Raw genomic sequence first — 23,506 nt, 5'->3', positions numbered from 1 at the left:
GCGCCCTGGTTCATGTGCGCCGTGGTGGGGCCCTGAGAGCGGCGACACGACGACGCCGCCGGGCGGCGCGGAACGTGGCCAGTGCGGTGTTCCGGTGACTTCGCATCTCCGCGTGGTGTGACCGGCCGCCAGACGGGCCCGTCCGTGGAGCGCGATGCGGTCGTCGGTCCGCGTCGCCCCGGGGATCGTGGCCGCCCCGCGAGGCAAGGGTCTGTGCGCGCGATCGAGGATGCTAGGCTGCGCGCGCATGGGAGTCCGGATCATTCCTCTCGGCGGCCTCGGTGAGGTCGGCATGAACGCGATGCTGATCGAGGAGGATGGCCGCCGCGTGCTCGTGGACTGCGGCGTCATGTTCCCCAACGACCAGGTGCTCGGCGTCGAGGTCGCCATCCCCGACCTCAGCTATGTGCGCGAGGCGGGCGGGGTCGACGCGGTGATCGTGACGCACGGCCACGAGGACCACATCGGCGGGCTGCCGTCGTTCCTGCGCGAGTTCCCCGTCCCCGTGTACGGGACGCGCTTCACCCTCCGGCTCGTGCGCGAGCGCCTCGCCGAGCACCGCATCGACGTGCCGCTGCGCGAGGTCGTGCCGCAGCAGCACTTCACGGCGGGCCCGTTCCGCGCCGAGCCGCTGCGCGTGACCCACTCCATCCCGGATGCGGTCGGCTTCGCGATCGAGACGGGCGAGGGCATCGTCATCCACACCGGCGACTACAAGATCGACCTCACCCCGGTGGGCGGCGAGCGGCTCGACCTCGGCCGCTTCGCCGAGTACGGCCGCGCCGGCGTGGCGGCGCTCCTGTCGGACTCCACGAACTCCGAGCGCGACGGCTGGTCGGTGAGCGAGACGGCGGTGGCCGACGGGTTCCTCCGGCCGTTCCGCGAGGCGAAGGGGCGCATCCTCGTCGCGCTCTTCGCTTCCAACGTCCACCGGGTCCAGAGCGTGCTCAACATCGCCGCGCAGATCGGCCGCAAGGTGGTGCTCGCGGGGCGCAGCCTGACGACCAACACGCGGATCGCCGAGGAGATCGGCATCCTGACCATCCCGCGCGGCGTGATCATCGACGACGCCACGGCCGCCACGCTCCCGCCCGGTCGCCTCATCGTGCTCGCCTCGGGCGCGCAGGGCGAGCCGAACAGCGCGCTCGCGCGCATGGCGGTAGGCGATCACCACCGGCTGCGGGTCGACCCGGGCGACACGGTGATCTTCTCCTCGCGCGCGATCCCCGGCAACGAGATCGCGGTCAGCCAGCTCGCGAACCGCCTGGCGAAGCGCGGCGCCATCGTGCTCGATCGCGGCCTCGATCCGATCCACGCGAGCGGCCACGCGCAGGCCGAGGAGCAGAAGGTCCTGCTCGACGCTGTGCGGCCGGAGCACTTCGTCCCGATCCACGGCGAGTACCGGATGCTGCTCGCCCACGCGCGCACGGCGCTCCGGATGGGCGTGCCGGCGGCGGGGGTGTTCGTGATCGAGGACGGCGACTCGCTGATCATCGAGAACGGCCAGATGCGCCTCGGCGCCCCGGTGAAGAGCGGGCGGGTGTGGCTCGACGCGCGCGGCGGGCTCGACGTCTCGGAGATGGTGCTGCGCGAGCGCGAGCAGATCTCGGATCAGGGCCTCGTGATGGTGCTCGTGGTGGCCGACCGCAAGACGGGGGAGATCCTGCGCGGCCCCGAGCTCCTCGGGCGCGGCGTGGCGCATTTCGAGGAGGGCGGCCCGCTGTTCGAGGCCGCGCTCGGGAGCGCTCGAAGCGCGCTCGCGGCGATGTCGCCGGGCGCGCGCACGCTGGGCCCGGCGCTCGAGGACGCGCTCAGCCGCGGCGTGCGGCGGGTGTTCCACCGCGAGGCCTCGCGCCGCCCCACCGTGCTCCCCTTGGCGGTGCTGCTCTGACGGCCGAGCGCGAGGGCTGAACGACGAGCGGCTGCCCTGAAAGACGAGCGGCCGCTCTGAAAGACGAGCAGCCGCTCTGAAAGACGAGCGGCCGCTCTGAAAGACGAGCAGCCGCTCTGATGCACGAGCAAGCGCTCGGGGCTCCAGCGGGAAACGTCCTCGCGTACGCCCCTTTCCTGAGCGCGGGGAGTGATTACGGTGCATAGACGCACCGGCGGAGCCCCTTTGCTCTGCCGTGGCGTGTGGCCGACGTGGATGGTGGTCCCTGCTCGGGGCTTCCCTCCACGGCGCGTGCTCCGGCGAGCACCCGAGCGGATCAACCGCGACGCGGCACCCTGGTGGAGTAAGCGAGATGAAGGAGAGGCCCATGAGCTCGCTCCTGGCGGGCGAGGCTGACAGAACACCCATGGATGTGGAGGACGCCCGCGCCGAGGTGCGTCTCGGCGCCGATCTCGGCCACGTCGCGCTGCCGCGGCTGGAGACGGCCGCCGGCGGCCGAGCTGCGCCTTCAGCGCGGCCGAGCGAGGACGTGACCGAGGTCTACCTTCAGGAGATCTCGCGCAGCGCGCCGCTGAGCCGCGACCTCGAGGTGGAGATCGGCCGGCGGATCGAGGCGGCGGAGCGCGCGGCGATCGACACATGGGCGGCGTCGCCTGTCGCGCTGCGGGAGCTCGGGGCGATCGCGGACGATCTGGAGGCCGGTCGGGTCTCCGCCGGCGATCTGCTGCTGAACGCGGACGCGGACGACACGGCGCGCGACGCGGTGTCCGTCCGGCTCGCGGGGCTGCTCGGGCTCGCGCGGTCGATGCTGTCGGCTGCGGGGCAGACCGATGCGCGCGCGCGGCGCGCCCGGACCGACCTGTCGGCCGGGCTGACCGACGTGCGCCTCGGGCCCGTTGTCGAGCAGCGGATCGAGCGGGCGCTGGGCGAGGCCGTGGCCGAGGCCAGCGGTCCGGAGCGGCGGGCGATCGAGGCGACGCTCTCGGCGATGCGCGGCGCGCGCGGCGCGGCGGCGGAGGCGCGGGCCGACATGGTGAAGGCGAACCTGCGGCTCGTGGCGTCGGCGGCCCGACCGCTGAAGCACCGCGGCGTGCCGCTGCTCGATCTGATCCAGGAGGGTAACCTCGGGCTGATGCGCGCGGCGGAGAAGTTCGATTACCGGCGCGGTTACCGGTTCAGCACGTACGCCACGTGGTGGATCAAGCAGGCGCTGGCGCGCGCGGTGCTGTACCAGGGCCAGGTCATCAAGATGCCGGTCCACCTCGCCGAGACGCGGCGCCGCGCGCTGCAGGCCCGCCGGGAGCTGGAGCAGGAGAACGCGCGCGAGGCGGCGCCCGAGGAGGTCGCGGAGCGGAGCGGCCTCTCGATGGAGAAGATCCAGACGCTGCGGGAGGTGGCGCTCCCGCCGGTGTACCTGGACGCGCCGATCGGGGACGACGACGGCGCGCGCCAGGGCGACTTCTTCGCGAGCGAGGCGGCGGCGCCGGACGAGCTGCTGGTCCATCGCCGGCTGCACACGCAGGTCCGCTCGCTGCTCGAGTCGCTGACGCCGCGCGAACGCGAGGTGCTCCGCCTGCGCTTCGGGCTCGACGGCGAGCAGACGCACACGCTGGCCGAGATCGGGGGGATGTTCTCGGTGAGCCGAGAGCGGGTCCGGCAGATCGAGGAGAACGCCCTGAGCAAGCTCCGGACGCTGTCGCGGCGACACGCGCTCGAGGTGCCGCTGGAGGGCTGAGGGACGGCAGAGAGCGGCGGCGAGCGCGGCGGCGTGAGGCGCTGCTCGCGCGGCGGCGCGAGGCCCTGCGAGCGGCATGGAGCGCGGCGCGCCGTAGCGGTGCTCCGCTGCTCGAACAGCTTGAACAAGTCCTCGTCGGCGGGCGATGGTAGCGCTTCTTCACCCGAAGGACGCTCATGAAGGACATCCTCTCTGCTCGCCTGGAATCACGTGCTTTCTCGGCCGATGCGGTCGAGCTCCACGACCTCACCGGGCGCGAGGTCATCTCGCAGCCGTTCGAGTTCCAGCTCCACGTCGTGTGCAAGACCCCTGAAGGGCTCGACGAGGAGGCCCTCCTCGCCGAGCCCGCTGCGCTGGTGTTCTTGAGGGGCGACCGCGAGGAGCGGCGCATCTTCGGCGTCATCTCCGTGGTGCGCGACGCGCTCCACACGGAGACGTTGCACATGGCCTACACGCTCACGTTCGTGCCGCGCGCGTTCCGGCTGACGCTCACGGAGACGTCGGAGATCTTCATGGATCTCTCGGTCCCGGAGGTCATCAAGAAGAAGCTCGAGCGCGCTGGGCTTCACGAGGGCGACGACTTCGAGCTCCGCCTGGTGTCGACCTATCCGCCGCGCGAGTACGTGGTGCAGTACAAGGAGACGGATCTCCAGTTCGTCTCGCGCCTCGCCGAGCACCTCGGCATCTCGTTCTTCTTCGAGCACCGAGACGGCCGCGATGTCGTGGTCTTCTCCGACGCGAACAGCAGCTTTCAGCCGGTCGCCGGGGACGGGCGTGCGCACTTCTATCCGCGCGGCGATCGGATCGGCGTTTACCGGCTGGAGGGCACGACGCGTACGGTACCCAACCGTTATGTGGTGAAGGACTACAACTACCGCACGCCGCACGTGCCCCTGATGGCCGCGGCCACGGTCTCGGAGGCGTCCGGCGGCGATATCGTCGAGTACGGCGCGCACTTCAAGACGCCCGACGAGGGCGAGCGCATCGCGGTGATCCGCGCCGAGGAGCTGCGCGCCGGCCGCAGGGTGTTCGAGGGGGCGAGCGACGTGCAGGTGCTCGGCGCCGGGGCGAAGCTCACGCTCGAGGGGCACCCGCGCGGCGACATCGAGCTGCTCCTCGTCGAGGTGCGCCATCGACTGCAGCAGGCGACGCTCAACGCCGGGACGGGCGAGGAGCGCGCTTACCAGAACGAGTTCAGGGCGATACCGTACGCGACGACGTACCGGCCGCCGCGGGTCACGCCGAAGCCGAAGGTGCACGGCGTCATCACGGGCGTGATCGACGCCGCGGAGAAGGGCCAGTACGCCGAGGTCGACGAGAGCGGCCGCTACCGCGTGCGCTTCCTCTTCGACACGAGCAGCGCCGAGGACGGCAAGGCCTCACGGCTGATCCGCATGGCCCAGCCCCACGCGGGCGCGGGGTATGGGTTCCACTTCCCGCTGCGCAGCGGGGTCGAGGTGATCCTGACCTTCATCGACGGCGACCCGGACCGGCCGATCATCGCAGGGGCGGTGCCAAACCCGCAGACGCCAAGCACCGTCGACACGAAGAACGCCCGGAGGAACGTCATCCGGACCGGCGGCGGCAACGAGATCAACATCGACGACAACGAAGGCGAAGAGCGGATCAAGCTGTCGACGCCGTACGGCGGCAGCACCTTCCAGCTCGGCTCTCCCAACACGCCAGCAGCAGGAGCCGCGATCACGACCGATGAGGCGTTCACGGCGATCGGCGCCGCTGGCGTCAACACGCTCACATCTGTAAACACGGTCTTCTCTGATCTCTCCGCGCTCATGAGCTCCGGCAATTCGATCATCTTCGCCGGAGCGTCGAACATCGTGGACATGCTCAAAGGAGACAAATTGCCGAAGTTGGCCGACAGCATCCTCGGCGCCGCCAAGAGCGCCCTCGATTTTCCGGCCAAGTTCGAGAACCACATGCAGGCAGAACTGAACGAAGAAGCAAGCAACGCTCGATTGCGTGCCACCGAGATCGAGCAGTCGATGGCGAAGCGATGGTACGAAGAGAGCCTGCGAGGGCTCTCCAAAGTCGAGAATCCCGACGGAACGTATCGACCGATAACACAACAAGAATGGCATGCTCAACAACATCCTGAAGAGGTCAAGAAGGCCGAGAAAGCAGATATAGAGGCAAAACAAGCGGAAGCGGCGGCAGAAGGACACAAGAAGCAGATCACCGAGGGCGAGGATGCACTCTCTCGACGCAAGTGGCTCAACCGAGTCGAGCTCGCAAAGACTGGCACCACTGGAGCCAAAGGCCTTCGAGATCTCATCACTACGACAGTAAAGACATTTCAGAAAAGCGTAGAATCCAGTACCATCGCCGCTGCAAAGTCGATGGCTGCCGTCGCAGGCGGCGTCGCCGGGATCGGCCGCATCCCGGGCCTTGTCCTTCCGCCGGGTGGCCCGATGAACGTGAATGCGGCAGCCACGACCGCATCCATTGTTGGGATGAGGGACGCCTTCGTCGGTGGAACGACAGTTGCAACTGTATCATCTGGTGGAAAGGCCATCGTTGCCGGATATGACGCAGCACTGCTCAAGTCGCCGAATTCTGTCGAGATCGCTGGCATGGCGCGGACCCTCGTGACGTCCAACGGGCTCGTGGATCTGCTCTCCAATGCAAAGCTGAAGCTGAAGAGCACCGGCACCACCAACCTCAAGAGCGGCGGACAGATGAACCTGTTGTCGGATACGAGGCTCACGGCGGTCAGCAAGAGCAAGCTCCTCGTCAAAGCAGGCCCAAAACTGGACATCGATTCCGGAGGCACCCTCAACATTCAGAGCCGCGGTGCCATGACGACGAAATCAGCTGGCGACATGACCCTGACCGCGTCCGGGAGCGCCGCGATGACGGGCAAGGAGGTGGCGGTAACCAGCAGCGGCTGGGGCATGACAGCAAAGTCCAGCGAAGTATTGGTTGGAAACAAAGGAGACGGCCTGGAGGTCTCAGCGGGCAACGCGATTCTCAAAGCAGGCGACTCGACGTGTACGGTAACAAGCGGCGGCATCCGACTCAAGGGTGGCGGAGCAGAGGTCGCCTTTCGCTCTGGCGCAGTAAAGCTCAAGGGGTCTCGAATCGACCTGGGCTGATCCTGGACATGCTTATGGCGACGGCACGCGCCTCACAGCGGACAGGAGCTCCGCCAGACCGAACAGGACACCCAGTCCGATGCCCAGGATGATGAGCACGACAATACCCTTCTTCCTGCGCTCCGCCGCCTCTCGGTCCTCCTGCACCAGACCAGATTCTTGCATCCGGGTGATTGACTCTGCCATGGACTGCTGGAACCGTTGTTGGGAGGCCCACCGAGACACTTCCGCCATCGTCCACTTCCTGGGTCGTGGCTCATTGTCGCTGGCGAACAGCAGCGCGCCGTCAGCGCCGAGCTTCCAGGCAGCGCCCTTCGTGCCGAACAGCCAGAACGACCCATCCGGACAGACGGCGAGGCTCATCTCCGAGCGTGGCAACTTATCGCGCGTCTTCGTCAGGACAACGCTCTGCGCGCCCTCCGGACTGATTCGCAAGAGACGATCGGTGCATAGGACATAGGCATTGCCGTGAAGGTCGGCGCCGAGATTGCGATACAGGCTATTCATCTCGCTGCAGATGAGCGCCACGCCATAGATCTCTCGCCCGCTGGCGTCAAAGCGGGCTATCTCACGTGAACCCATGAAGAAGATCGACCCGTCCGGCCCACGATGAACGCGCATGCCCACGGCGGACATGTCCACCGCGACACCGAGGGGCTCGCCGGGACACGACCTGGCGTCGTCGACATTGGTGCCAGGCGGGCCATCGAACCACACGTCCAGTTCAACTCCGTTCGGTGCGATCCGGCGCAGCGTGCTGTCCTTCAGGACCAGCAGGGAGCCATCGCGGTCGCAGGTCAGATCATCGCAGTCCAGGAGTTCGCCGTCGTTCTGCTGTACGGTACCGCCCAGTCCCTCGACGGGCCTGCCGGTCGCGGAGGAGAGCCAGTGCCGGTTTGCTCTGCCCCGTTGTGTCACGAGGAGTACGTCCTTCGGGGAGAGCACAAGGCGCACAGCCCTGGAGCCGCCGCGCTGTAGCCAGCGGACGCTCAGTGAAGGATCGATGGACCACACGACGTCGTCGAACCGCTGCCTTGATCCATGATGATCGGGAACCCAGTGCGACTGCCTGGCCGCGCAGTAGAGGTTGCCGTCGGCATCGACGGCAGCGTCGGGCGGACTGTCCCAGTCAAAAAGGCCCGCAGAGACGGCCTGCGCAACCGGCGCTTGGTCTACGACCGACGGATGAAAACACAGGAACCAGTTCACCGCCAGCTTTCTTGTCCCCCGGTAGATGAAGTCGTCCGGCACATGCACGCTTGCGCTGCAGAATCGGCACACATACGTTCGCGTCACGCCGTCGAACGGCACAGGCGAGCCGCACTGCGGGCATGGGAACGTCGCCGCTTCGGCAGCAACGGGCGCCGCGGTCAGAGGGTCGGGATCTTCGCCTACGAGGTGCACAATGTTCGGGAGTACTCCTGCGAGCTCCGCGGGAACCTCTCGCACCCAGGTCTGCTCGGCGCAGCGGTCGCAGCGGAGCATGGCCTGGTCTCGCACCTCTCGGATCCGCGCGACAGAGATCTCCTTCTCGCACCCATGACAGGCGGGACCCAGCCGTGTGTAGGTGATCCACGGCCTGCCGGCCCCGCCTCGCCGCCCCTCGTTCCGGAGCATTCTCGGCCCCTCATAAACCGGATCGCGGAACAGCGCCTGCCAGACATCGACGCCAATCGCCGTCGGCCTACCGCAGCTCGGGCACCCCACCTCGCCGGCCAGCGTGTTGACCGGCATCGGCATCCGGCACGCGCCGCACTCCGTCTCGACCCTCACCGCAATGCTGATCATCGCTCTCCTCACCTCTCCCGCTCCCACGCCATCACCGCGGCATCTCCCGACACCCTGGCGAAAGCATGCCTGCGCGCACGCCACCTCAATGACCCCGCAGCGCGATAGCCTAGCCTCACCCGAACCATGGCCGCGGACCGTAGCGATGGATCAGCCCCGAGTGCTGCCGAGCTCCTGCAGAAGCTTTTGCAGAGGAGCGAGCGCGGCGAGCTCGCCGGCAGCCACCTCTCGGCGCGGTCGCGCCCGGCATCGACCTCCGCGGGGGGCCGTGAAGCTGAGGGGACGCCGAATCGAGCTCGGATAATGACTTTACTCAACACCGCAATTCCATTGCTATCACCAACGCAACAATGAACACGAGCCCGAGAATCCAGGACACTGCACCGATTCGGCTCTCCCGGACATTTTCCCGCCGCGATACCTCGCGGTAGACTCTCTGCATATTCTCGACTTCCGCCTGGCCCCGCACCTTGAGCATCTCCATAGTGCTCTCCACGTGCTGCTGGACGACCTCGTCCACGGTTGGGTTCTTCGGCCTGGGCTCCTCTTCGCTTGCGAAGAGCAGCCTGCCTCCGGGCGCGAACTTCCAGGCGAGCCCCTTCTCACCGAATAGCCAGAACGACCCATCTGGGCATGCCGCAATGGTCATCTTCGCGCGAGGAAGCGCGTCGCGCTCCACGAGCAGGAGGACGTTCTGCCCGCCCGCCGCCCCAACCCGCACGAGTCGATCGCTGCGAATGACATAAACACGGCCGTCGAGATCGGCGCCGACCGAGAGAGATCTTCGATCCGCGGAATTATTACCCAGCTCCACACAGTAAACCTTGCGCCCGATCGCATCGAAGCGGGCGACCATATCCGCCTCCTGCAAATAGAGCGAGCCATCTGGACCGAAGTGCATTCCAGTGAGCGAGGAGGGCACGGCCACCGGACAATCAGCGATTGATTTCAGACTCCACGGGGGTTCATCGTCGGCCTCGTTCCGCGGAGCGCTGTTTGGCCATACGGGCATCTCCGCTCCACTCGGCGCCACCCGCCGGAGCTTTCCATCCTTCTGGAACAACAGCGAGCCATCGGGAGAGCAGGCCAGGAGGCGATGTTCGATCTCGGCGAGCTCGATGCTCGGCGCCGCAAAGCTTGCGTCCTCGACGGGATTGCCCGTCGTCGAAGAGAGCCGGAGCGGCAGCGAGCTTCCGGCGCCAAGCACGACGAGCATGTCCTTCACGCAGCCCAGGAAGCGCACCGGCTCGGGTCGATCGCGCTGGAGCCATCGGATGCTCAGCGACGGGTCCAACGACCACAGAACATGGTCGATCTTTTGCTGCAGTCGTCCGTTTTCATCAAAGAACCAGCGCGACTGCGTGGCTGCGCAGTAGAGGTTCCCCGCTGCGTCGACGGCGGCCTCCGGCAGCTCTTCCCAGTCGAACAGGCCTGCGGCCACAGCCTCGGCGGCGGGAGCGCGCACGGTGACGGACGGATGAAAGCAAAGGTACCAGTGCGCCACCACCTTTCGCTGTCCCCGGTAGACGAACTCGTCTGGGATGTGCACGCTCGCACCGCAGAAGCGGCACGTGCACGCTCGACTCACACCGTCGAATGCGATGGGCGAGCCACACTGCGGGCACGGAAACGTCGCCGGCTCGGCCTGCGGCGCAGGAGCGCCAGCAAGCCGGGTCGGCGCCTCGCCGACGAGGTGCGTGATGTTCGGGAGCGCTCCTGCCAGCTCAGTGGGGACCGCCCGGACCCATGTCTGCACCGCGCAGCGATCGCAGCGGAGCATCGCCTGGTCCAGCACCTCTCCTATGCTGGCGGCCGGGAGCTCCTTTTCGCAGCCCTGACAGGAGGGCGCCCGCCGGATGTGCGCGACAGAGAGCTTGCCAGCAGAGCTGCGTCGCACCTCCTTCGGGAGCAAGCGCGGCCCGTTGTAGAGCGGCTCACGAAGCAGCGCCTGCCAGAGGTCGTTGGCGATCGACGTCGGCCTACCGCAGGTCGGGCAGCTCACCCGGCCGGCCAGCGTGTTGACCGGGATCGGCATCCGGCAGGTGCCGCACGCCGTCTCAATCTTCACCGCGACGCTGAGCATATCTTCCCTCTAACCTCAGGCTTTCTCGCTCTCAACCCAGGCCCCTCCCCGGCAGCTCCCGCGGAGGCGCGCCTGGAGGCACGCTACCTTGGTGACGTCCGCGGCGCGATAGCCCAGCCACGACCGAACCATGCCCGCGGAGCGCAACCATGGATCAGCCCCGACCCGCACCGCGCTCTGGCAGAGGACCCAGCGCGGCGAGCTCGCCGGCAGCCACATCTCGGGCGCCATCGCCCCCGGCATCGATCTCCGCGGCGCCGATCTCTCCCAGGCCCTCCAGCGCGCCGTCGATATGCGCGCACGAACCTCGCCGGCGCCCCCCTCTCCGGCGTTACCTCCGCAGCCCCCCTCCTCGGCGGCTCTTCCGGCGAGGCCTGCCGCCTCGCAGGCGCCGACCTGCGCAGCGTACTCACCGGCGCATCCCCCCATCGCAGGTTCGCTCGCTGTTCGAGTCGCTGACGCCGCGCGAGCGCGAGGTGCTCCGCCTGCGCTTCGGGCTCGACGGCGAGCAGACGCACACGCCCGCCGAGATCGGGGGGATGTTCTCGGTGAGCCGAGAGCGGGTCCGGCAGATCGAGGAGAACGCGCTGAGCGAGATCCGGACGCTGCCGCGGCGGCACGCGCTCGAGGTGCCGCTGGAGGGCTGAGGGACGGCCGCGCTCGGCGTCGAGCGCGGCGGCGCGAGGCGCTGCGAGCGGTACGGAGCGTCGAGCGCCGCCGCGCTCCGCTGCACGAACTGCTTGAACAAGTCCTCGCGGGCGGGCGATCGTAGCGCTTCTTCACCGGAAGGACGCTCATGAAGGACATCCTCTCTGCTCGCCTGGAATCACGTGCTTTCTCGGCCGACGCGGTCGAGCTCCACGACCTCACCGGCCGCGAGGTCATCTCGCAGCCGTTCGAGTTCCAGCTCCACGTGGTGTGCAAGACCCCTGAAGGGCTCGACGAGGAGGCCCTCCTCGCCGAGCCCGCTGCGCTGGTGTTCTTGAGGGGCGACCGCGAGGAGCGGCGCATCTGCGGCGTCATCTCCGTGGTGCGCGACGCGCTCCACACCGAGACGTTGCACATGGCCTATACGCTCACGTTCGTGCCGCGCGCGTTCCGGCTGACGCTCACGGAGACGTCGGAGATCTTCATGGATCTCTCGGTCCCGGAGGTCATCAAGAAGAAGCTCGAGCGCGCTGGGCTTCACGAGGGCGACGACTTCGAGCTCCGCCTGGTGTCGACCTATCCGCCGCGCGAGTACGTGGTCCAGTACAAGGAGACGGATCTCCACTTCGTCTCGCGCCTCGCCGAGCACCTCGGCATCTCGTTCTTCTTCGAGCACCGCGACGGCCGCGATGTCGTCGTCTTCTCCGACGCGAACAGCGGCTTTCAGCCGGTCGCCGGGGACGGGCGTGCGCATTTCTATCCGCGCGGCGATCGGATCGGCGTTTACCGGCTGGAGGGCACGACGCGTACGGTACCCAACCGTTATGTGGTGAAGGACTACAACTACCGCACGCCGCACGTGCCCCTGATGGCCGCGGCCACGGTCTCGGAGGCGTCCGGCGGCGATATCGTCGAGTACGGCGCGCACTTCAAGACGCCCGACGAGGGCGAGCGCATCGCGGTGATCCGCGCCGAGGAGCTGCGCGCCGGCCGCAGGGTGTTCGAGGGGGCGAGCGACGTGCAGGTGCTCGGCGCCGGGGCGAAGCTCACGCTCGAGGGGCACCCGCGCGGCGACATCGAGCTGCTCCTCGTCGAGGTGCGCCACCGGCTGCAGCAGGCGACGCTCAACGCCGGGACGGGCGAGGAGCGCGCTTACCAGAACGAGTTCAGGGCGATACCGTATGCGACCACCTACCGGCCGCCGCGGGTCACGCCGAAGCCGAAGGTGCACGGCGTCATCACGGGCGTGATCGACGCCGCGGAGAAGGGCCAGTACGCCGAGGTCGACGAGAGCGGCCGCTACCGCGTGCGCTTCCTGTTCGACACGAGCAGCGCCAAGGACGGCAAGGCCTCACGGCTGATCCGCATGGCCCAGCCCCACGCGGGTGCGGGGTACGGGTTCCACTTCCCGCTGCGCAGCGGGGTCGAGGTGATCCTGACCTTCATCGACGGCGACCCGGACCGGCCGATCATCGCCGGCGCGGTGCCGAACCCGCAGACGCCGAGCACCGTCGACGCGAAGAACGCGCGGCGGAACGTGATCCGAACGGGGGGCGGGAACGAGATCAACATCGACGACAACGACGGCGAAGAGCGGATCAAGCTGTCGACGCCGTTCGGCGGAGCGACGTTCCAGCTTGGGTCACCGAACACCCCGGAGGCGGGCGCCGCGATCACGACCACGGAGGCCTATACGACGGTGGCGAACGCGGGCGTGAGCACGCTCACATCAGTAGCCACGACACTCACCGACATCGCGTCGGTCGTGGCGTCATCAAGTATCGTGCAATATGCCAGCGCCGCAGAATCGTTCTCGAAGGCACTAAGCTTCAAGACAGGCCAAAAGCTCGTCGATGATGTCCTAGGAATCGCAAAGAGCGCGCTTGATATCCCAAAGAAGTGGGATGCCGCACAACAGACGGAAGCGAACCAGGATGTCGTCGTTGCGGAGGAGCACATGAAGAGAGTGCTCGCTGCGGCGCAGGCCAAAGCCCCCTACTCGGAACTCGACCCTCCCATGCTGTTTGACCGTTACGGCGTCCCCAGGGCGATGACCAAACAAGAGTGGGAGGCACAACAGCCCGAATACGCAGAGGCAAACAAAGCCACCGAGGCATACAACGCTGCAAAGAAGAAGTCCGAGGATCTAACAAAGAAGATCGCCGAAGAAGAGCAAACTCGAAAATATGCCGCAGCCGGGCTCGACATGGCCACCGGCCTAAGCAGCGGCGCAAAAGGACTCTACGAGGGTTACAAGGCAGCAACCGAGCTCTTGAGCAGCGCAACCAAGAAAGCAGCCAAAGCGATGAGCGCCGCACAGGTTGGCATTGCAACGGGCATGATAGGCGCAGCCAACGGATTCGCCGCGGTCGCTCGTGTTCCTGCCGTGATACCACCCATCGCCCCACCGTATTTTCTAGGTGGTGGGGATACCTCGGCCGTCCTGATGGGCAAGGTCAACGCTTTCGTCGGTGGAGCAACATCCGCAGCGCTATCCTCCGCGACGACCGCTGTCGTTGCTGGTGGTGCGACGGCACACGTAAAATCACCGGGTATCGTATCTATCGGTGCCGGCGCCGCTGCGCTCATCACAGCCAAAGGCGTCATTGACCTCCTCTCGGAAGGCGCCATCAAGCTCCGCTCGACCGGTTACAAGTCGAGAAGCAGCGGACCGACCAACATTTCTAGTGGGGGCTTCATGAGCCTCACAACAGCCTCGTCGTTCGCCGCCACCGCGAAAGGCAACGGCAAGATCAGAGCCAATGGCAAGATCCAGATCCAAGCAAGCGGTAACACTACCATAAAGACGTCAGCAGATCTTCAACAGTCGGCGAGCAACATTGAAGTTATCGCAAGCGCTCAAGCCAAAATCAACGGAAGAACTTCAGTCGAAGTCAAGGGCAGCGGATGGGGAATGAGCGCCCAGTCTGGCAATGTTTCCGTCGGTTCGGACGGAGATGGCCTCCAAGTCACCGGCGGCACAGTCGAGATCAAGAAGGGAGCGTCGAGGTGCACCCTCACCGGCGGCGCCGCGAAGTTATCGAAGGGATCATCTAATGTCCAATGCTCCTCTTCGAAGGTCACGGTAAACGGCAGCCGAATCGATTTGGGTTAGAATTAGACGAATGTGACCCGAGACCCTCGGTCACCTTTCGCAGGCGTCACGCTCCCGTGCGCCTTACCGCGACACAGACTCTGAACTCCTCTCTTCCTCGGATGCTCCGCCCACATCGGCACCGAGCTACAATCGGAATACAGCGATCACAACCAGCACGACGAACGCAAGAAATATCAAAGCAGCGATCCGTCCAGGTCGCTGCTGCCTATGCAGCACGTGCGCATGTTCGTTGAAGAGCCTTACACGCTCCTTCTCATGCTCGGCGAGAATCTTCGCCTTGACGTCAGCCTGCTGCCGTTCGTAAACATCGTTGGATGTTAACTTTTTTGGCCTGGCCTCCTTCTCGCTCGCGAAGACCATAACGCCGTTTCCATCAAACTTCCAGGCAGCCCCGTTTTTGCCGAACAGCCAGAGCGCCCCCTCCGGACACACAGCGATACTCATCTGACGCCAAGGAAGCCTGTCTCGCCCCGAGCTCAAGATGACGCGCTGTTCGCCCGTCGCGCTGATCCGCAGGATCTGCCCGCTCCGGAGGACGTAGGCGTTTACGCCGAGATCGGCACCGAGTGTGCTAAACTGAACGTCTGAAGCCTCGGCGGAGAGCGTCACCTTGTATTTCTTCTCCCCATCGGGGTCCAGACGGACGAGCTCGTCTCGGTACATAAGGTAGGTCGAGCCGTCCGGACCACAATAGATGTTAGTGAGCCCCGCCAGATTCTCGGCGCGGAGCGCGCCCCCTGCATCGCCGCCAGGCCCTGCGGGCACGTCCGCGCCGCTCGGAGAGATGCGCCGAAGGACGCCTCCTTGCAAGATCAGCAGCGTTCCATCGCGATCGCAGGCCAGCACGTCGCGTCTGAGAAGATCGCAATGGATCTCCTTCACCGTCCCGTCGGCTCCCTCGACAGGCAAACCGGTCCTGGAGGAGAGCCAGGGCCGGGACGACCTACCCAGGTCTGTAACGAGGAGCATACCGCTCGGGGAGAGCGCTAGGTGGGCGGCCCTCGACCGGCCGCGGTGAAGCCAGCGGATGTTCAGCGACGGATCGATGGACCAAAGGACGTTGTCGCCCTTTTGTTTCGGTAAATCACCCTCGACGGGCACCCAGTACAGCTGCCTCGCTGCGCAATAAAGGTTGCCCTCCGCGTCGACGGTCGCCAGAGGCGGCTCGTCCCAGTCGAACAGCCCCGCCGAGACCGCCTGCGGGGCGGGGGCGTTATCGGCGATCGACGGTTCGAAACAGAGAAACCAGCTCGCCGCCACCTTCCTTCGCCCCCGGTACACGAACTCGTCCGGCACATGCACGCTCGCGCTGCAGAACCGGCAGGTGCACGCCCGGTTCACGCCGTCGAAGGCCACCGGCGAGCCACACTGCGGGCACGGGAACGTCGCCGCCTGGGCCCCCGCCGCGGGCGCCCCGGCGAGCGGGTCCGGGTCCTCGCCGACCAGGTGCGTGATGTTCGGCAGCACCTCCGCGAGCTCCGCAGGCACCCTGCGCACCCAGGTCTGCTTGGCGCACCGCTCGCACCGGAGCATGGCCTGATCCCGCACCTCCTGAATGCTCGCGACGGATATCTCCTTCTCGCAGCCATGGCAGCTCGGCCCCCGCCGCGTGTAGTCCGCCGAGATCTTGCCCGCCGAGCTCCGCCTCCCCTCGTTCCGGAGCATCCTCGGCCCCTCGTAGACCGGATCGCGCAGCAGCGCCTGCCAGACATCCCCATCCACCGGCGTCGGCCTGCCGCAGCTCGGGCAACCCACCTCGCGCGCCAGCGTGTTGACCGGCATCGGCATCCGGCAGGTGCCGCACTCCGTCTCGACCTTGACCGCAACGCTGATCATCCCTGTCCTCCCCTCCCCCGCCATCCCGCCCTCGGCCACAGCGCCTCCCCGGCAGCGCCGACGAAAGCATGCCAGGTCGCACGCTACCTCAGTGACACCCGCCGCGCGATAGCCTAGCCTCGCCGCGATCATGCCCGCCGAGAGCAACGATGGATCGCGCATGAGCCCTGCCGAGCTCTTGCAGAAGAGCGAGCGCGACGAGCTCGCCGGCAGCCACATCTCGGGCGCCGTCGCCCCGGGCATCGATCTCCGCGGCGCCGATCTCTCCAAGGCCCTCTGGCGCGACGTCGATCTCCGCGGCGCCAACCTCACCGGCGCCACCCTCTCCGGCGTCATCTTCCGCAACGTGAACCTCGAGGGCGCCGACCTCACCGACGCCGACCTCACCGACGCCCTCCTCGGCGGCCCTCCCTGCGAGGCCTGCCGCCTCGCAGGCGCCGATCTCCGCGACGCCGTCCTCACCAACACCTCGCTCCACCAGGTCGACCTCACCGGCGCCAAGCTCTCCGGCGCGCTCCTCGAGAGAGCCGATCTCCGCGCCGCCCGCCTCCACAAGGCCGAGCTCCTCGACGCCGTGCTCTCCGGCGCGCGCCTCCAGGGCTGCGACGCCCAGGGCGCCCGCCTCGACCGCGCCGCCGTCGACGGCGCCGACCTCTCCTCCGCCGACCTCACCGGCGCCTCGCTCCGCGACATCGACCTCCGCGCCGCCACGACGACTGGCCTCCTCCTCGGCGGCGCCGATCTCCTCCGCGCCACCGCCACCGGACTCGACTTCTCCGCCTCGGGCCCCCCGGCCTCCCTCGCCGGCGCCTCTCTCGAAGCCTCCCGCCTCACCGCGGCCGACCTCCGCCGCACCGCCCTCGAGGGCGCCCGCCTCATCGGGTGCGACCTCGCCCAGGCCGACCTCTCCGGCGCTACCTGCGACGGGCTCGTCCTCGACGGCTCCTCGCTCCGCGGCGCCCAGCTCCAGCGCTGGCGAGCCCGCGGCGCCTCCCTCGCCGCGGCGGACCTCACCGGCGCCTCCCTCGACGGCGCCGATCTCCGCAACGCCAACCTCGCCGGCGCCACCCTCGACGAGGCCTCCCTCGCCGGCGCGAAGCTCGAGGGCTGCTCCCTCGAGGGCGTCCGCCTCGCGGGCGTCGACCTGCGCGGCCTCGACCTCGCGGGCGTTTCCCTCGGCAAGGCCGCGCTCACCGGCCTCTCGTGGGCCGGCGTGAACCTGACCGGCGCCGACCTCGCCGAGGCCGACCTGCGCGGCGCCGTGCTCGCGGGCGCCGACCTCTCCGACGCCGACCTCTCCGGCGCCTGCCTCGCCGGCGCGAAGCTCCGCGGCGCCGCCTTCCGCGGGGCGCAGCTCGCCGACGTCGACCTCACCGACGCCGACCTCTCCGACGCCGATCTCTCCGAAGCCTCCCTGTCCACCGCCTCGATCACCGGAGCAGACATCCGCCGGACACGCCTCTTCGCGGCGGATCTCTCCGGCGCCGATCTCCGCACCATGCAGCTCTCAGGCGCCGTGATCGAGCAATCGCTCCTCTGCGACGCGAACGGCGAGGGCGTCGATCTCCGCGGCTGCGTCCTGACGAACGCCACGCTGTCGGGCGCGAACCTCCGCGGCGCCAACCTCACCTCGGTCGAGGCCGCTCAGGTCAACCTCGAGGGCGCCGATATGAAGGGCGCGAAGCTCACAGGCCTACAGGCCCCCTCCGCGAACCTCAAGAGAGCGATCCTCGACGGCGCCGACCTCTCCCGCGCCGACCTCTCGGACGCCGCGCTCGACGAGGCCCTGCTGCGCCGCGCCCACCTGCGCGAAACCAGGCTCAGCGCGGCCAGGCTCCCGGGCGCGGACCTGCGCGATGCGGTGATGGCGAACGCCGATCTCTCGCTGGCCGATCTCTCGCACGCGCGCCTCGAGCGCGCCCACCTCATGAACGCCAACCTCGAGGGCGCCGACCTGCACCGCGCGAAGCTCGATGACGCCGAGCTCGTCGGGGCGCGCACCCGCAACGCGAAGAACACCGACCCTGACCGCGCCCGCGCGGAAGACTTCCGGACGGAGACCCCATGAACGCGAACGACGCTGTCGCCATGGAACACGAGCCCTCCCCGGGAGGCGTGCTCGAGGCCACCCTCGTCGACATGGACGACGCCGCGCGCGCCGTCGTGCGCGTCGTCAGGCCCGGCGCCCCCGGCGTCGAGGGCGCCACCGCCCGCGCGCGCCTCGCCCTCCCCGGCTACCAGCCCACCCCAGGCGACAGGGTGCTCGTCTCGAAACACGCAACCACATCAGATTTTTACATCGTAGGCGTCCTCCTCGCCGCCCGGGGGCCCGTCCTCCAGACGGCCGAGGGGGCCACGGCGTCGGCCGAGGGGAGCACGATCGCGATCCGGGATGCGTCGGGGGCCATCGCCGTCACCTACGACGCCGCGACGGGCGCGGCGCGCGTCGCCGCCCCCGCGGGGGACCTGACGCTGGCGGCGCCGCGGGGGAAGGTCGTCGTGGAGGCGGCCACCGACGTCGAGCTCCGCGCCAGGCGCGATGTCCGGCACCGGGCGGGGCGGCGCGTGGCGAGCGAGGCCGGCGAGGGCGGCGAGCCGGGGCTCGTCGTCGAGCGGGCGGCCGTGCGCGTGGCCGCGGCGGCTGTCGACGTCACCTCGGAGCGGGCGTCGCTCCACGCGACCGAGGCGACCGTGCTCGCCGAGCGGATCGCGACGACCGCCGCGCACATCGCCGCCACCGCCGGCCGGATGGAGATCCAGGCCGAGCGGCTGATCGAGCGGGCCAAGGACGCGTACCGCGACGTCGACGGGCTCCTCCAGATCCGGGCGAGGCGCGCGCGCTCGCTCATCCGCGAGGCGTATCAGCTCGTCAGCGAGCGGACATCGATGGTCTCGAAGAAGGAGACATCGATCGACGGCGAGCGCGTCCTGCTCGGATGAGCCAGCGTGTCCGTGGAGGGTCCCTGAGATGAAGATGCCCGCAGCGACGAAGGCCGGCGGCATGTGCTTCGCGATGCCCGACGTGTGCAAGGTGCCAGCGCCGCCGGCGCCCCCCGTGCCGACGCCGTTCCCGAACATCGGGACGCTGAACGGCTGCGAGTCGACAGTCTCCAAGGTGCTCGTCCAGAAGAAGGAGACAGTGACCGAGGCGTCGAAGATGCCGAGCAGCAAGGGCGACGAGGCCGGCACGCTCGGCGGGATGGTCTCGAACGTGAACCGCGGGCAGGTGACCTTCAAGCGCGCGAGCTCGAAGGTCTACGCCAAGGGGAAGAAGATCGTCTATCACACAGCCATGTCGGCCCATAACGGGTCGAACGCGAACATGCCCGCCGGCGCCCACGTCGCGCCGTCGCAGGTGAAGGTGTTCGTGGCGATGTGAGCGCTGGCTCGATGTGAGGGCTGGCTCAGCGCGTCGCGTCGCCGCGGCGGTACTCGGCGGTCGCCTCGTCGAGCCGGGCCTTGAGCTGCGGATCGAGCGCGAGGTTGCCCGCGGCGAGCGTGGCGTCGAGCTGCTCGGGCCGGCTGGCGCCGAGGATCGCCGACGTGATCGCCGGGTTGGCGAGCACCCACGCGACGGCGACCGTCGTGAGCGACAGGCCCGCTTCGGCGACGATGCCCTGCAGCTTCTCGACGGTCGCGAACTCGCGCTCGTGCCAGTAGCGCTGCTGGTAGTTCGTTGCCGCCGCGCCGAGCGTGAAGCGCGTGCCCGGCGTGGGCTCGCCGCGGCGGTGCTTGCCGGTGAGGAGGCCGCCGGCGAGCGGGTTGTACGGGATCACGCCGAGGCCCTCCTCCTGCGCGAGCGGGAGCAGCTCGCGCTCGATCTCGCGGAACAGCAGCGCATAGCGCGGCTGCACGGAGACGAACCGCGCGAGCCCGCGCACGTCGGCGCGGCCGAGCGCGCGCGCCAGGCGATAGGCCAGGTAGTTGGAGACGCCGATGTACCGGGCCTTGCCGGAGCGAACCACGGCGTCGAGCGCCTCCAGCGTCTCGTCGATCGGCGTGTCGCGATCGTCGGCGTGGAGCTGGTACAGGTCCACGTAGTCGGTGCCGAGCCGGCGCAGCGAGGCGTCGATGGCGTCCAGGATGTGCTTGCGCGAGGCGCCCTGGTCCCAGTCGTTCGGGCCGACGCGGCCGACGCACTTCGTCGCCACGATGAACCGGTCGCGCTTGCCCTTGAGCCAGCGGCCGACGATCTCCTCGGTGCGGCCGGCCGTCTGCAGGCCGCCGCCCAGCGGGTACACATCGGCGGTGTCGAGGAAGTTGACGCCGGCGTCCGCGGCCTTGTCGAGGATGACGCGGGACGTCTCCTCGTCCGTCTGGAAGCCGAACGTCATCGTGCCGAGGCACAGGCGGGAAACGGTGAGGCCGGTACGGCCGAGTCGGGTGGTCGGGAGGGTCATGGTCTTCTCTTGGGTTCGGCGCGAGATGCGATGGATCAATAGTAGATCGGGCCGACGCTGCCACCGCCCGCGACGACGGAATCGCCGTTGATCGCGACGCTCCGCGGCGACGCCAGGAACGTGACCACCCAGGCGACCTCCCGGGCGTCCACGATGCGGCCGATGCTCACCGAGGCGGCCAGGTCCTTCTCGGACTCGGCGCGGACGCGCTCGGTGCGCGTCGCGCCGGGGTGCACGACCGTGACGTTGATGCCCTTCGGGCCGAGCTCGTCGGCGAGGTTCTTCGTGATCGCCGCGACGCCGACGTTGCGCAGGGTGGCGACCGGGCGGCCTGTCTTGCGCACGGCGAGCCCCCCGATGTTGATGATGCGGCCCCAGCCGTTCGCGACGAGGTGCGGCGCGACGGCGCGCGCGGTCCTCAGATAGCCAACGACCTTGATGTTGATGTCCTCGATCACCTGCTCGTCGACGATCTGGTCGAGGCGGGTGGCCGGCGAGATCCCGCCCGGCAAGGCGGCGTTGTTGACCAGGATGTCCACGCCCCCCAGCGCGGCGACGGCGCGCTCGACCAGCGCGTTGACCGAGGTCTCGTTGCCCGTGTCGACAACCAGCGGGACCACGCGTCGGCCGGTCTCGGCCGAGAGCTCGGCGGCTGTCGCCTCGAGCTTGTCCTTGCCGCGCGCGGCGATCACGACGTCGGCGCCCTCGCGCGCCAGCTCCCGCGCGATGGCCTTGCCGATGCCGCGGCTGCCGCCGGTGACGATGGCACGCTTTCCAGTGAGCTCGAGGTCCAAGAGAGGCTCCCTTCCATCAGCAGACACGAGGCCTGCGCTTCTTGCGCCGAGGCGCGGCGGAGGCTCTCTTCTCTGCAGCACGTTCTGCAGCGCGTTCCGTCTGCAGCACGTTCCGCTACAGCACGTTCCGTTCCATCCTACGGCACGTTCCGTTCCATCCCGCTCTCAGCCTGCGTGGTGCGTGAGATGGCGCGCGCCGGCGGCTCGCATGTTGCGCTGGCAGCAACCTGCTGGCGCTGTGCTGCGGGCGAGACAGTCCGCGCGCTCGAGCGCGTCACGAGGCCGGATCCGCGGGCGGAGGCGGCGCGGGTCGCCTCGAGCGGAGCCTGTCGATGGCCGCGAGCACGCCCGCCGCGATCGCGAGGATCGGCGCGGCGATCACGGCGCCGAACCACGCGATCGCGTAGGCGACGCCGAGCGAGGGGTCGCCCCCGCCGCCGGGCGGGGCCGTGCCGCTCAGCACCGAGACGTGCTCGCGCAGGCCGAGCAGGTGACAGGCGAGGAAGGTCGACGCGAGCAGCGCGGCGCCCAGGGCGAGCAGGCGGGTCACGGGGCACCTCCCGCCGCGGCGATCCGCTGCCAGAGCGGGCCGGAGCTCAGCGCGTGGAGCAGCGCCGCGTCGCCTACCTGGTTGCTCGCGGCGTGGCGCAGCCGGTCGCCCTCGCGGATCGGAAACGCGGCGAGGTCGAGCGAGGTGAGCAGCGCCCCGAGGTACGGCGCGTCGCCGAAGGCCGCGGCGCCGATGAGCGCGAGGCCGCTCGAGCCGGCGCTCGCGCCCACGACGGGCACGATCGGGCCCGAGTCAACGTCTTGCGGACCGGACCAGGAGCGCGGCCACTCGCGCGCCCAGCCGAAGCCGACGAGATCCGCGCCGAGCTCGCGGCGCGCCCGCGCGTACTGATCGCGCGCGAAATCAGGGTCGATCAGGAGCAGCGCGTGCGCGACGAGCCAGAGGGACGACCCCTCCGGGCCGTCCAGGATCCTGCCGCCGTGCGTGTAGCTCGACACGAGCAGCCCGGTCTTCGGGTCCACCAGCCTGGCGCGCGCGACGGCGAGCCAGCGGCGGCCGAGCTCCAGCCCGCGACGCTCGCCGCGCAGCGCGTCGGACATGCGCATGGCGCCGAGGGCGAGCGTGTTGCAGAAGGTCCAGCACTCGTCGGGGTAGCTCTCGGCCGACAGCGCAGGGCTCCGCTCCATGCGGGCCCGCATCTCGGCGACGCGGGCGTCGAGCTCGGCCTCGTGATCGGCGCGGCGAGCGACAAGCGCGCGGGCGCCCAGCATGAGCGCGATCTCGCCGTCCACGAAGAGGCTGCGGGCAGGCTGCTGCACGAACGGCCTCCCCGCGGCATAGGGCATCATGAAGTGCAGCATCCCGCGCTCGCGCTCGAGCGCGAGGGTCTCGTCGATGACCCTGTCCATCACGGCGAGGTGGCGCGCCTCGGCCGCCGGATCCCGCAGCGCGGCGTTGGCGAGCCCGAGGACGAGGAAGGTCCGGCCCATGAAGTCCCACTCGGCGTTCGTGGCCCGCATCCGCGCGAGCGTCGCTTCCTTCGCGGCCGCGTCCTCCCACAGGGAGAGCTGATGCGCGAGCAGCGCCCGGCCGCGCGGCGAGAGCGCGCCGGAAGGGCGGTGCTCGGCGGGCTCGCGCCGGAAGAAGAGGTGGAGGCAGGGAAGCCAGACGGCCGCGGCGATCAGCAGCGACAGCGCGACGTCGCCGAGCCGGCGAAGGCGCCGAGCGGACCGAGGGCGGAGCGCGGCGCCGGGGGAAGAGAGGCAGGTCATGGGAGGGAACGTGGCGCGGCGCCGTGGCCAGGCCGCGCGCGAGATGTGGCGTTTCGGAGGAAGCCCCGGGGATTCTCTCGCCGGATCGCCCATCCCGGACATGGCCACGCCGGCGGCAGCGGTGGACATCGCTCGCGCCCCTCACGGGCGTGGACCAAGAGATCCCCTATCCGGGTGCTCCTCCTCGGCGTGGCGCCTGACAGAGAGGCCGTGAGGCGGGGTGCTCTCCAGAGATCTCGCGCTTCGCCCGCTTCAGGGCCGATCACAGGGCCCATGGATTCACCACGTCGCCCGGTCCAGACAGAGCTTTCAGGACAG

The 23,506-nt window shown here is 68.7% G+C and carries 15 protein-coding genes; 8 read left to right on the top strand and 7 right to left on the bottom strand.

Annotation, left to right across the window (positions count from 1 at the left end; genetic code table 11):
* Positions 1 to 229 precede the first annotated feature (229 nt).
* The 3 genes from WMF42_RS12590 to WMF42_RS12580 all read left to right on the top strand — a co-directional run bounded on the left by WMF42_RS12590 (position 230) and on the right by WMF42_RS12580 (position 6,739).
* Positions 230 to 1,891: a ribonuclease J gene (locus tag WMF42_RS12590; RefSeq protein ID WP_437692065.1), complete on the top strand. Its 1,662-nt coding sequence runs from the start codon at positions 230 to 232 to the stop codon at positions 1,889 to 1,891.
* 367 nt (positions 1,892 to 2,258) lie between these two features.
* Positions 2,259 to 3,626 carry an RNA polymerase sigma factor RpoD/SigA gene (locus WMF42_RS12585; protein ID WP_437692063.1) on the top strand — a complete coding sequence of 456 codons (1,368 nt, stop codon included), beginning with the start codon at positions 2,259 to 2,261 and terminating at the stop codon, positions 3,624 to 3,626.
* A 176-nt stretch (positions 3,627 to 3,802) separates the two neighbouring features.
* A complete protein-coding gene (locus tag WMF42_RS12580; protein WP_437692061.1) occupies positions 3,803 to 6,739 on the top strand; it encodes a type VI secretion system Vgr family protein in 2,937 nt (978 codons plus the stop codon).
* A 12-nt stretch (positions 6,740 to 6,751) separates the two neighbouring features.
* Here WMF42_RS12580 and WMF42_RS12575 read toward each other — a convergent pair whose 3' ends face one another.
* Together WMF42_RS12575 and WMF42_RS12570 are read right to left on the bottom strand one after the other, a co-directional pair.
* Positions 6,752 to 8,527, bottom strand: coding sequence for a hypothetical protein (locus tag WMF42_RS12575; protein ID WP_437692060.1), 1,776 nt, complete (start codon positions 8,525 to 8,527; stop codon positions 6,752 to 6,754).
* Positions 8,528 to 8,840: 313 nt separating this feature from the next.
* On the bottom strand, positions 8,841 to 10,610 hold the full coding sequence (locus WMF42_RS12570; RefSeq protein WP_437692058.1) for a hypothetical protein: 1,770 nt from the start codon (positions 10,608 to 10,610) through the stop codon (positions 8,841 to 8,843).
* Positions 10,611 to 10,759: 149 nt separating this feature from the next.
* Here WMF42_RS12570 and WMF42_RS12565 point away from each other — a divergent pair, with 149 nt between their 5' ends.
* Both WMF42_RS12565 and tssI read left to right on the top strand, forming a co-directional pair.
* Complete coding sequence (locus tag WMF42_RS12565; RefSeq protein WP_437692056.1) at positions 10,760 to 11,257, top strand: sigma factor-like helix-turn-helix DNA-binding protein; 498 nt, start codon at positions 10,760 to 10,762, stop codon at positions 11,255 to 11,257.
* 149 nt (positions 11,258 to 11,406) lie between these two features.
* Positions 11,407 to 14,373 carry a type VI secretion system tip protein TssI/VgrG gene (gene tssI, locus WMF42_RS12560; protein WP_437692054.1) on the top strand — a complete coding sequence of 989 codons (2,967 nt, stop codon included), beginning with the start codon at positions 11,407 to 11,409 and terminating at the stop codon, positions 14,371 to 14,373.
* 126 nt (positions 14,374 to 14,499) lie between these two features.
* On the opposite strand, the gene WMF42_RS12555 is transcribed toward tssI, so the two are convergent.
* On the bottom strand, positions 14,500 to 16,212 hold the full coding sequence (locus WMF42_RS12555; protein WP_437692052.1) for a hypothetical protein: 1,713 nt from the start codon (positions 16,210 to 16,212) through the stop codon (positions 14,500 to 14,502).
* A 130-nt stretch (positions 16,213 to 16,342) separates the two neighbouring features.
* On the opposite strand from WMF42_RS12555, the gene WMF42_RS12550 reads away from it, so the two are divergent.
* Genes WMF42_RS12550 through WMF42_RS12540 form a run of 3 tightly spaced genes read left to right on the top strand, consistent with a single transcriptional unit; the run spans position 16,343 to position 19,591 of the window.
* Positions 16,343 to 18,280 carry a pentapeptide repeat-containing protein gene (locus tag WMF42_RS12550; protein WP_437692050.1) on the top strand — a complete coding sequence of 646 codons (1,938 nt, stop codon included), beginning with the start codon at positions 16,343 to 16,345 and terminating at the stop codon, positions 18,278 to 18,280.
* Positions 18,277 to 19,152: a DUF3540 domain-containing protein gene (locus WMF42_RS12545; protein ID WP_061606027.1), complete on the top strand. Its 876-nt coding sequence runs from the start codon at positions 18,277 to 18,279 to the stop codon at positions 19,150 to 19,152. The genes WMF42_RS12550 and WMF42_RS12545 overlap by 4 nt, the downstream gene beginning before the upstream one ends.
* A gap of 28 nt (positions 19,153 to 19,180) precedes the next feature.
* Positions 19,181 to 19,591: a PAAR-like domain-containing protein gene (locus WMF42_RS12540; protein WP_233561068.1), complete on the top strand. Its 411-nt coding sequence runs from the start codon at positions 19,181 to 19,183 to the stop codon at positions 19,589 to 19,591.
* A gap of 25 nt (positions 19,592 to 19,616) precedes the next feature.
* Here the strand turns inward: WMF42_RS12540 and WMF42_RS12535 are convergent, their stop codons facing one another.
* From WMF42_RS12535 to WMF42_RS12520, 4 genes are all read right to left on the bottom strand, one after another.
* On the bottom strand, positions 19,617 to 20,612 hold the full coding sequence (locus WMF42_RS12535) for an aldo/keto reductase (RefSeq protein ID WP_061606026.1): 996 nt from the start codon (positions 20,610 to 20,612) through the stop codon (positions 19,617 to 19,619).
* A 35-nt stretch (positions 20,613 to 20,647) separates the two neighbouring features.
* Positions 20,648 to 21,406, bottom strand: a complete 759-nt coding sequence (locus WMF42_RS12530) for an SDR family NAD(P)-dependent oxidoreductase (RefSeq protein ID WP_061606025.1) — start codon at positions 21,404 to 21,406, stop codon at positions 20,648 to 20,650.
* A gap of 274 nt (positions 21,407 to 21,680) precedes the next feature.
* Positions 21,681 to 21,956 (bottom strand): hypothetical protein, encoded by a 276-nt coding sequence (locus WMF42_RS12525; protein WP_437692047.1) that lies wholly within the window; start codon positions 21,954 to 21,956, stop codon positions 21,681 to 21,683.
* The gene (locus WMF42_RS12520) at positions 21,953 to 23,188 is read right to left on the bottom strand and encodes a hypothetical protein (RefSeq protein ID WP_437692046.1); all 1,236 of its coding nucleotides are present in this window, start codon (positions 23,186 to 23,188) and stop codon (positions 21,953 to 21,955) included. Before WMF42_RS12520 ends, WMF42_RS12525 begins: the two co-directional genes overlap by 4 nt.
* Positions 23,189 to 23,506 lie beyond the last annotated feature (318 nt).

The organism is Sorangium sp. So ce176 (assembly GCF_051519835.1).
Taxonomy (GTDB): domain Bacteria; phylum Myxococcota_A; class Polyangia; order Polyangiales; family Polyangiaceae; genus Sorangium; species Sorangium cellulosum_G.
Note: the sequence above shows the minus strand (reverse complement) of the source record. Positions and strands in the feature narration are given on the sequence as shown.

Bases quoted from the DNA above. Each gene is read 5' to 3' on its own strand.
- WMF42_RS12590 (WP_437692065.1), top strand. From the start codon at position 230: ATGCTAGGCTGCGCGCGCATGGGAGTCCGGATCATTCCTCTCGGCGGC.
- WMF42_RS12585 (WP_437692063.1), top strand. From the start codon at position 2,259: ATGAGCTCGCTCCTGGCGGGCGAGGCTGACAGAACACCCATGGATGTG.
- WMF42_RS12580 (WP_437692061.1), top strand. From the start codon at position 3,803: ATGAAGGACATCCTCTCTGCTCGCCTGGAATCACGTGCTTTCTCGGCC.
- WMF42_RS12575 (WP_437692060.1), bottom strand. From the start codon at position 8,527: ATGATCAGCATTGCGGTGAGGGTCGAGACGGAGTGCGGCGCGTGCCGG.
- WMF42_RS12570 (WP_437692058.1), bottom strand. From the start codon at position 10,610: ATGCTCAGCGTCGCGGTGAAGATTGAGACGGCGTGCGGCACCTGCCGG.
- WMF42_RS12565 (WP_437692056.1), top strand. From the start codon at position 10,760: ATGGATCAGCCCCGACCCGCACCGCGCTCTGGCAGAGGACCCAGCGCG.
- tssI (WP_437692054.1), top strand. From the start codon at position 11,407: ATGAAGGACATCCTCTCTGCTCGCCTGGAATCACGTGCTTTCTCGGCC.
- WMF42_RS12555 (WP_437692052.1), bottom strand. From the start codon at position 16,212: ATGATCAGCGTTGCGGTCAAGGTCGAGACGGAGTGCGGCACCTGCCGG.
- WMF42_RS12550 (WP_437692050.1), top strand. From the start codon at position 16,343: ATGCCCGCCGAGAGCAACGATGGATCGCGCATGAGCCCTGCCGAGCTC.
- WMF42_RS12545 (WP_061606027.1), top strand. From the start codon at position 18,277: ATGAACGCGAACGACGCTGTCGCCATGGAACACGAGCCCTCCCCGGGA.
- WMF42_RS12540 (WP_233561068.1), top strand. From the start codon at position 19,181: ATGAAGATGCCCGCAGCGACGAAGGCCGGCGGCATGTGCTTCGCGATG.
- WMF42_RS12535 (WP_061606026.1), bottom strand. From the start codon at position 20,612: ATGACCCTCCCGACCACCCGACTCGGCCGTACCGGCCTCACCGTTTCC.
- WMF42_RS12520 (WP_437692046.1), bottom strand. From the start codon at position 23,188: ATGACCTGCCTCTCTTCCCCCGGCGCCGCGCTCCGCCCTCGGTCCGCT.